This is a genomic window from Massilia sp. TSP1-1-2 (assembly GCF_049896185.1).
Lineage (GTDB): Bacteria > Pseudomonadota > Gammaproteobacteria > Burkholderiales > Burkholderiaceae_D > Telluria_A.
Genome location: NZ_JAFCTU010000114.1, coordinates 1 through 1103, shown reverse-complemented (window position 1 = coordinate 1103; position 1103 = coordinate 1). Strand labels below are relative to the sequence as shown.

The window sequence follows — 1103 nt, the reverse complement described above, 5'->3', positions numbered from 1 at the left end:
GAGGTGGTGCTGGTGACCGATCAGGGCGAGCAAGTGTTGTGCGCAGGCGAGTGTGCGGCGTTTCCCGCCAACACGCCCAATGCCCATCATCTGGTCAACCGCAGCGCTGCGCCTGCGGTATGCCTTGAAGTCGGTTTCCGCAGCTTGGACGAGCGCGTGGTGTATGCGGACATCGACATGGTGTACGACGCGACGGCCGATGCCTATTTCCACAAGGACGGCGCTGCCTACCCGCGCTAGTTGAAGCGGCCCGCCGCGCCGCCGATGCTGAAACGCCCGGCGCCCAGCAATGCAACGGCGATGGCTGCGAGCAGGTACATGCCCTGCAGTTCCAGCGCCCAGCCGCCGGTTGCCGACAGTGTGAACAAGTCGCCCATGTGCACCAGCAAGACGGCGACGACCATGTTGACGGCTACCACGGCGGCCGCCGCCCTGGTAGCGATGCCGAACAGGATCATCAGCGGCGCCACTATTTCGCCAACGTAGACCAGGTAGGCCAGAAAGCCTGGCAGACCGGCCTGGGCCAGCATGGTGCTGACAAACCCGACGCCGCCTGTCAGCTTCGATATGCCGTGAAACAGGAGGAGGATGGCAAGTGCGGCGCGCAGAACAAGCTTGCCGCTGTCGTCGGTGGCGTACAAATGAGGGCGATTAATCGTCATGAATATTCCCTTGTTGTCTAAAAATTAGCTGGCGCCGCCAAATTCGTACGATGCCATCGGCACTTTCATCACGTTCTCGACGACCAGCACCTTGCCTGCATCGTTGCCCGCAGCGCCAGCGACCACCATCAGCGGCAACAGGTGATCTTCCTGCGGATGCGCCAGGCGGGCGCCGGGGGCGTGCTGCCAATCGACCAGCAACTGGTTCCTGGCGGCGCCCTCTGTCTGTTGGATTGCGTCGCTGAGATAGCGTTCGAACGCTACCGCAACCCGGGTCGATTCATCGCGGCCAAAGCCGCGCATATTGTGATACGTCAGGCCGCTGCCGATAATGAGCACGCCCTCATCGCGCAATGGCTGCAAGGCTTGGCCGATCCCCGCATCGGCATGCAGATCGAAGTGTCCGGCGACATGGGCACGATCATGGGCATGAACTCGTCC

General features: G+C 62.4%; 2 protein-coding genes and 1 pseudogene. 1 reads left to right on the top strand and 2 read right to left on the bottom strand.

The window, feature by feature from the left end:
- Positions 1 to 240, top strand: a pseudogene (locus ACP7BV_RS27150) (cupin domain-containing protein); the annotation flags it as partial.
- On the opposite strand, the gene ACP7BV_RS27145 reads toward ACP7BV_RS27150, so the two are convergent.
- Together ACP7BV_RS27145 and ACP7BV_RS27140 are read right to left on the bottom strand one after the other, a co-directional pair.
- On the bottom strand, positions 237 to 662 hold the full coding sequence (locus ACP7BV_RS27145; protein WP_426108011.1) for a DoxX family protein: 426 nt from the start codon (positions 660 to 662) through the stop codon (positions 237 to 239). The pseudogene ACP7BV_RS27150 and the gene ACP7BV_RS27145 overlap by 4 nt on opposite strands.
- A gap of 24 nt (positions 663 to 686) precedes the next feature.
- Positions 687 to 1103: DODA-type extradiol aromatic ring-opening family dioxygenase (locus ACP7BV_RS27140; protein ID WP_426108009.1), on the bottom strand; the 417-nt coding region annotated here is incomplete at its 5' end.

What these genes read in the sequence shown, in the direction of transcription:
- ACP7BV_RS27145 (WP_426108011.1), bottom strand. Translation starts at nt 662, where the DNA reads ATGACGATTAATCGCCCTCATTTGTACGCCACCGACGACAGCGGCAAG.